Source organism: Acinetobacter baylyi DSM 14961 = CIP 107474 (assembly GCF_000368685.1).
GTDB classification, from domain to species: Bacteria; Pseudomonadota; Gammaproteobacteria; order Pseudomonadales; family Moraxellaceae; genus Acinetobacter; species Acinetobacter baylyi.
Genome location: NZ_KB849630.1, coordinates 49,121 through 56,783, shown reverse-complemented (window position 1 = coordinate 56,783; position 7,663 = coordinate 49,121). Strand labels below are relative to the sequence as shown.

The window sequence follows — 7,663 nt, the reverse complement described above, 5'->3', positions numbered from 1 at the left end:
GACATCGAGGTGCCAAACACCGCCGTCGATATGAACTCTTGGGCGGTATCAGCCTGTTATCCCCAGAGTACCTTTTATCCGTTGAGCGATGGCCCTTCCATACAGAACCACCGGATCACTAAGACCTACTTTCGTACCTGCTCGACTTGTGGGTCTCGCAGTTAAGCGCGCTTTTGCCTTTATACTCTACGCGTGATTTCCGACCACGCTGAGCGCACCTTCGTACTCCTCCGTTACTCTTTAGGAGGAGACCGCCCCAGTCAAACTACCCACCAGACATGGTCCTCGCCCCGGATTACGGGGCAGAGTTAGAACCTCAACATTACCAGGGTGGTATTTCAAGGATGGCTCCAATGGAACTGGCGTCCCATCTTCATAGCCTCCCACCTATCCTACACAAGTAAGGTCAAAGTTCAATGTCAAGCTGCAGTAAAGGTTCACGGGGTCTTTCCGTCTAGCCGCGGGTACACCGCATCTTCACGGCGAATTCGATTTCACTGAGCCTCTGCTGGAGACAGCGCCGCCATCATTATGCCATTCGTGCAGGTCGGAACTTACCCGACAAGGAATTTCGCTACCTTAGGACCGTTATAGTTACGGCCGCCGTTTACTGGGGCTTCGATCAAGAGCTTCGCTTACGCTAACCCCATCAATTAACCTTCCAGCACCGGGCAGGCATCACACCCTATACGTCCACTTTCGTGTTTGCAGAGTGCTATGTTTTTAATAAACAGTTGCAGCGGCCTGGTTTCTGCGGCTGTCAATCGCTCAGGGAGCAAGTCCCATCACCATCAACAGCGTACCTTCTCCCGAAGTTACGGTACCATTTTGCCTAGTTCCTTCAGCAGAGTTCTCTCAAGCGCCTTGGTCTACTCGACCTGACCACCTGTGTCGGTTTCGGGTACGATTCCTGTGTAACTGTAGCTTAGAGACTTTTCTTGGAAGTATGGTATCAGCCACTTCGCTAGTAAACTAGCTTGCTATCGACTCTCAGCATAGAGCACCCCGGATTTGCCTAAGATGCATGCCTACTGTCTTCCACCTGGACAACCAACGCCAGGCTGACCTAACCTTCTCCGTCCTCTCATCGCATTACACAGAAGTATTGGAATATTAACCAATTTCCCATCGACTACGCCTTTCGGCCTCGCCTTAGGGGTCGACTCACCCAGCCCCGATTAACGTTGGACTGGAACCCTTGGTCTTTCGGCGAACGGGTTTTTCACCCGTTTTGTCGTTACTCACGTCAGCATTCGCACTTCTGATACCTCCAGCAGACTTCTCAATCCACCTTCATCGGCTTACAGAACGCTCCCCTACCACGTAACTTAAAGTTACATCCGCAGCTTCGGCACATAGTTTTAGCCCCGTTACATCTTCCGCGCAGGCCGACTCGACTAGTGAGCTATTACGCTTTCTTTAAAGGGTGGCTGCTTCTAAGCCAACCTCCTAGCTGTCTATGCCTTCCCACATCGTTTCCCACTTAACTATGATTTTGGGGCCTTAGCTGGCGGTCTGGATTGTTTTCCTCTTGACTACGGACGTTAGCACCCGCAGTCTGTCTCCCGGATAGTACTCATAGGTATTCGGAGTTTGCATCGGTTTGGTAAGTCGGGATGACCCCCTAGCCGAAACAGTGCTCTACCCCCTATGGTATTCGTCCGAGGCGCTACCTAAATAGCTTTCGGGGAGAACCAGCTATCACCAGGCTTGATTAGCCTTTCACCCCTATCCACAAGTCATCCCCTGGCTTTTCAACGACAGTGGGTTCGGTCCTCCAGTTAGTGTTACCCAACCTTCAACCTGCTCATGGATAGATCGCCTGGTTTCGGGTCTATACCCAGCAACTATACGCCCTATTAAGACTCGGTTTCCCTACGGCTCCCCTATGCGGTTAACCTTGCTACTGAATATAAGTCGCTGACCCATTATACAAAAGGTACGCAGTCACCGAACAAGTCGGCTCCCACTGCTTGTATGCATGCGGTTTCAGGATCTATTTCACTCCCCTCACAGGGGTTCTTTTCGCCTTTCCCTCACGGTACTGGTTCACTATCGGTCAGTCAGGAGTATTTAGCCTTGGAGGATGGTCCCCCCATATTCAGACAAGGTTTCACGTGCCTCGCCCTACTCGTCATCATTGTGTGTGCCCTTTCGTGTACGGGAATATCACCCTCTACGTTCGCACTTCCCAGAGCGTTCCACTAGAACACACACAACTTAATGGGCTGTTCCCCTTTCGCTCGCCGCTACTAAGGGAATCTCAATTGATTTCTTTTCCTAAGGGTACTGAGATGTTTCACTTCCCCTCGTTCGCCTTGCATGACTATGTATTCATCATGCAATACCTATCTTATGATAAGTGGGTTTCCCCATTCAGACATCTCCGGATCAAAGGATATTTGCCGCCTCCCCGGAGCTTTTCGCAGGCTATCACGTCTTTCATCGCCTCTGACTGCCAAGGCATCCACCACATGCACTTAATTACTTGACTATACAACCCCAAACAGTCGCTAATGCCTACAAGTAGCATTATCAACATTACAGTTTGAAGTACTGTGAATTGAATCACCGTACAGCTTCAATCTAAATTCATATACCAAAACGCTTGATTCAGTTAATTTGCTAGTTCTCATTCACATTCAAATTGCTTTGTTTGTGTTTGAGTGAACAATTTATTTCAGACTCAATATTTTCCAATCTGTTAATGAATTAATGTGTCTTCGTCAGATCACACTAAACTGTGATAAATCACAGAACTTAATAAAACAAGATCTCATGATCTTCTTTTTACTAAGTTCTATAATCTACACCTTAGCCGTACTCTTTAAAGTACGTGGTGGAGACTAGGAGAGTCGAACTCCTGACCTCCTGCGTGCAAAGCAGGCGCTCTACCAACTAAGCTAAGTCCCCAGCTTATATCATTTATGTATCTTTCAGTCGTAGACTTGGTGGGTCTGACAAGACTTGAACTTGTGACCCCACGCTTATCAAGCGTGTGCTCTAACCAACTGAGCTACAGACCCTCAGATACATCTTAGAAGAACAACTTGTTGTGGATTCTTACCAATCAATCAATCTTTCGTTAAGGAGGTGATCCAGCCGCAGGTTCCCCTACGGCTACCTTGTTACGACTTCACCCCAGTCATCGGCCACACCGTGGTAACCGCCCTCTTTGCAGTTAGGCTAGCTACTTCTGGTGCAACAAACTCCCATGGTGTGACGGGCGGTGTGTACAAGGCCCGGGAACGTATTCACCGCGGCATTCTGATCCGCGATTACTAGCGATTCCGACTTCATGGAGTCGAGTTGCAGACTCCAATCCGGACTACGATCGGCTTTTTGAGATTAGCATCCTATCGCTAGGTAGCAACCCTTTGTACCGACCATTGTAGCACGTGTGTAGCCCTGGCCGTAAGGGCCATGATGACTTGACGTCGTCCCCGCCTTCCTCCAGTTTGTCACTGGCAGTATCCTTAAAGTTCCCATCCGAAATGCTGGCAAGTAAGGAAAAGGGTTGCGCTCGTTGCGGGACTTAACCCAACATCTCACGACACGAGCTGACGACAGCCATGCAGCACCTGTATGTAGATTCCCGAAGGCACCAATCCATCTCTGGAAAGTTTCTACTATGTCAAGGCCAGGTAAGGTTCTTCGCGTTGCATCGAATTAAACCACATGCTCCACCGCTTGTGCGGGCCCCCGTCAATTCATTTGAGTTTTAGTCTTGCGACCGTACTCCCCAGGCGGTCTACTTATCGCGTTAGCTGCGCCACTAAAGCCTCAAAGGCCCCAACGGCTAGTAGACATCGTTTACGGCATGGACTACCAGGGTATCTAATCCTGTTTGCTCCCCATGCTTTCGCACCTCAGCGTCAGTGTTAGGCCAGATGGCTGCCTTCGCCATCGGTATTCCTCCAGATCTCTACGCATTTCACCGCTACACCTGGAATTCTACCATCCTCTCCCACACTCTAGCCAAACAGTATCGAATGCAATTCCCAAGTTAAGCTCGGGGATTTCACATTTGACTTAATTGGCCGCCTACGCGCGCTTTACGCCCAGTAAATCCGATTAACGCTTGCACCCTCTGTATTACCGCGGCTGCTGGCACAGAGTTAGCCGGTGCTTATTCTGCGAGTAACGTCCACTTATCCTGGGTATTAACCAGGTAAGCCTCCTCCTCGCTTAAAGTGCTTTACAACCATAAGGCCTTCTTCACACACGCGGCATGGCTGGATCAGGGTTCCCCCCATTGTCCAATATTCCCCACTGCTGCCTCCCGTAGGAGTCTGGGCCGTGTCTCAGTCCCAGTGTGGCGGATCATCCTCTCAGACCCGCTACAGATCGTCGCCTTGGTAGGCCTTTACCCCACCAACTAGCTAATCCGACTTAGGCTCATCTATTAGCGCAAGGTCATAAAGATCCCCTGCTTTCTCCCGTAGGACGTATGCGGTATTAGCATCCCTTTCGAGATGTTGTCCCCCACTAATAGGCAGATTCCTAAGTATTACTCACCCGTCCGCCGCTAAGGTTAGTACCGAAGTACTTTCCCCCGCTCGACTTGCATGTGTTAAGCCTGCCGCCAGCGTTCAATCTGAGCCATGATCAAACTCTTCAGTTAAAATCATTTTGTGCCTTTCTTAAAGAACAAGACACCAATTCTGGCTCATCAATTTTCTGACTTAAATTTCGCTCAAATAAACTTCGAGTAATTTAAACCAATCAATCAATGATAATATATCAATCAATCAACCAGTAAAAATCCACACAAGTTGTTCTTCTATTCTCTTAATGATCGATTTGCTCTTCGTCAGAGACAAATTCAACGCAAAACACTTTCTCCAACCTTAACCCTGTGAGCTAAGATGTTTTCGTGTATCGCGTCGGGATGAGCTCATTATAGGACATTTTTTTTGGCACGCAAGTCTTTTTAACCCGTTGTTTTAACGAGTGTTCTATTTTTGCGCACCAACATGGTGCTTTTTAAGGTAAAAATGATCACAAGGTTCTAATTATAAAAGAAAAATATGTCATTTTTATTTCTTGGTTATTTTGCTGTATTAATGCTCTTAATTTGTACACTTATAATTTTCACAGGTTGTTTAGGTACATTTTGATGCATACCATAGGTACTTGTAGGTACATTCGCAATTTTATCGACGACATCCATGCCTTTAATTACCTTGCCAAATACTGCATAACCTGCATCTGTACGTGAAGCATTTAAGAAGTTGTTATCTGCAACATTGATAAAAAACTGGCTGGTTGCTGAATCGGGATTACTGGTTCTTGCCATTGCCAATGTGCCGCGAGTATTTGCCAAGCCATTTGACGCCTCATTTTTGATAGGTGCAGCAGTCGCCTTCTCTTTCATATTGGTTTCAAAACCACCTCCTTGAATCATGAAATTTGGAATGACGCGATGAAAAATAGTGCCATTGTAGAAATTATTTTTGACATAGCTTTCAAAGTTTTTCGCTGAGATCGGTGCTTTATTGTTGTAAAGCTCAATTTCTATATTTCCCAGATTGGTTTTCATCTCAACCATGGTATTTGCTAAAGCATGTGCACTAATCAATAATCCACCCAGAACTATCGCGACTCGTTTAAGCATTCGTTATCCTGTTAACTTCTTTTATCATAAGTGACTTAACATAGCATAAACTGTCTACTCTCTTGTTTTAATTGTGTATTTGATACTATTTCTTCAAATAGTATCAAATTTCAACTGATCTTAATATCAGGCGTATTTATTCCAAAATTTACGGAATGATTTACTCATCTGAATCAGATTTGCTCTCGCCTTATGTGAAACTGGCGTCAAATTGATAAATCCATGGGTTTGATCAAGGTACTCTTCAAAATGAATTTTAACCCCTGCTTGACGTAGCTTATGGCTATAGATTTCGCCTTCATCATGTAATACATCATGTCCAGCCGTCACAATATATGCAGGCGCCAGTTTTTTGAAATTACCATAGGTAGGCGAAATAATTGGATCATCTAAATGTACAGCATGCTTTGTTGCATAGTAATCAGTCACATAGTCGACGTCATTTCCAGTCAGCACCAATCCATCTTTATATGCATAAAATGAGGGATGACGGCTTTTAAAATCAACTACTGGATAAATCAGGAATTGTGCATCTGGTGCGTAAACTTTTCCAATCGCACGCTGAGCCACAACGGTGCTGATATTTCCACCCGCACTATCACCTGCCACGGCAATCTGATTTTTTAGTATTTTAAAATGACGTTTGTTTTGATAAACCCAAGCTAAGGCATCTTCACAAGACTGAATTAGTCGTTGCGGTGAAACTTCTGGTGCCAATGGATAATCGATACTTAATACTTGAGCATTGGCGTATTTTGCAATGAGTCGACAAGCTTCATCATGTGTATCAACATTGCCCACCACAAATCCTCCACCATGATAGAACACAATCATAGGTAATTTTTTGTTTGGAGCAGGATGATAATGACGTGCAAAGATAGTTCCGCTTTGTAATGGTAAGCGGATATCTTCGACAAACGTGATGGCTGTGGGCTTGCGAAGAATGGACTCCATCTGAGTTTCAAAGGCTAAACGTGATTTTTCGACATCTGAGCCGATAAACCCAGTTTGACCTTGCTTGATTTGAACTGCCATCAAGCATTTGATAAAGCTATCTAACTGCGGGTACTGATAGGGATAACCTAAAACTTTCGCAATAGACTCTTGTACGAAGGAAGGAAGCTTATCCAAAGCACGTGCAGCAGGCCCATGACCTTTTTCTAAAACTTCCTGAATGGTTTGAACAAATGCAGTCAATTCTTCTCTCCTTTCATCGTCGTTGTCATTTGATTTCTCGATACAATTTATCTGTTCTTGAATCTATTGTTGTCTAAAGTACGCAATCAAGATGTCACATTATTGTGTTTATTTACGCTAATCGGATCATCCCTAAAAGTCATTGACTAAAAAACATGGATTGGAAGTCGCATTTTGCCATATACCATTATCATATTATTTTGCGAATAATTTGTGACATTGGATGATCCAAGTGTTTCCAATAAAATAAACCCCTAAATCATAAGGTGATTTAGGGGTTTATCCTCTGGTTTGCAAAACAACATCATGTCGTTTAAAAGTCAATCAAACCATTCCAGTACATCCTGTTCTGTATGCAATCATCATACTCTGATCATTTAAGCTAGAGCTAGGGTCATTCTCGACACAGACTGTAAGAGATTTCTTAGGCTCATGTCATCTTGAATAGGCGATTGCTTGAGTAGCAGCTCGAGTCAATCCGTAAAGTGAAGGTGGCATCCTTGATACTTTACCTTGGCTGCACTATTCAAGATGCAGGCGTCACTATTGCTTATTGAACAGTTGCAGTATCAGGGCTTGTCTGTGGTGCTTCAGGAGCTGCCTGTACAGGTTGAGTTTGAGTTGAAGCACCTGCTTCAGCTGCTACACCGCCTTGTACACCTACACCCGTTTGGGACTCAGGTGCAGATGTGGTATGTGCAGAACCAGAAGCATTGAGTCCAGCTTCAGAAGCACATCCAACAGCAGTGAATGCGAAACCAGCACAAACAACAGACATTAGAGCTAACTTTTTCATTGGGTCTTTCCTTTCATTATGACAAATAAAAAAATCACAAAGTCCAACTTTGC

3 protein-coding genes, 2 tRNA genes and 2 rRNA genes are annotated in these 7,663 nt (G+C 45.3%); all 7 read right to left on the bottom strand.

Translation table 11 applies throughout. The features are described from left to right. A 23S ribosomal RNA gene (locus F952_RS15655) occupies positions 1-2,494 on the bottom strand; the annotation flags it as partial. A 343-nt stretch (positions 2,495-2,837) separates the two neighbouring features. Further along, positions 2,838-2,913 (bottom strand) — tRNA-Ala (locus tag F952_RS15650). 36 nt (positions 2,914-2,949) lie between these two features. Further along, a tRNA-Ile gene (locus F952_RS15645) sits at positions 2,950-3,026 on the bottom strand. Positions 3,027-3,086: 60 nt separating this feature from the next. Continuing rightward, positions 3,087-4,624, bottom strand: a 16S ribosomal RNA gene (locus tag F952_RS15640). A 426-nt stretch (positions 4,625-5,050) separates the two neighbouring features. After that, entirely contained in the window at positions 5,051-5,617 is a 567-nt protein-coding gene (locus F952_RS15635; RefSeq protein WP_004930172.1) for a peptidylprolyl isomerase, read from the bottom strand. Between the two features lie 126 nt (positions 5,618-5,743). Next, positions 5,744-6,814 carry an alpha/beta hydrolase gene (locus tag F952_RS15630; protein WP_004930167.1) on the bottom strand — a complete coding sequence of 357 codons (1,071 nt, stop codon included), beginning with the start codon at positions 6,812-6,814 and terminating at the stop codon, positions 5,744-5,746. Positions 6,815-7,364: 550 nt separating this feature from the next. After that, positions 7,365-7,610 (bottom strand): hypothetical protein, encoded by a 246-nt coding sequence (locus F952_RS15625; RefSeq protein ID WP_004930164.1) that lies wholly within the window; start codon positions 7,608-7,610, stop codon positions 7,365-7,367. Between the last annotated feature and the right edge of the window lie 53 nt (positions 7,611-7,663).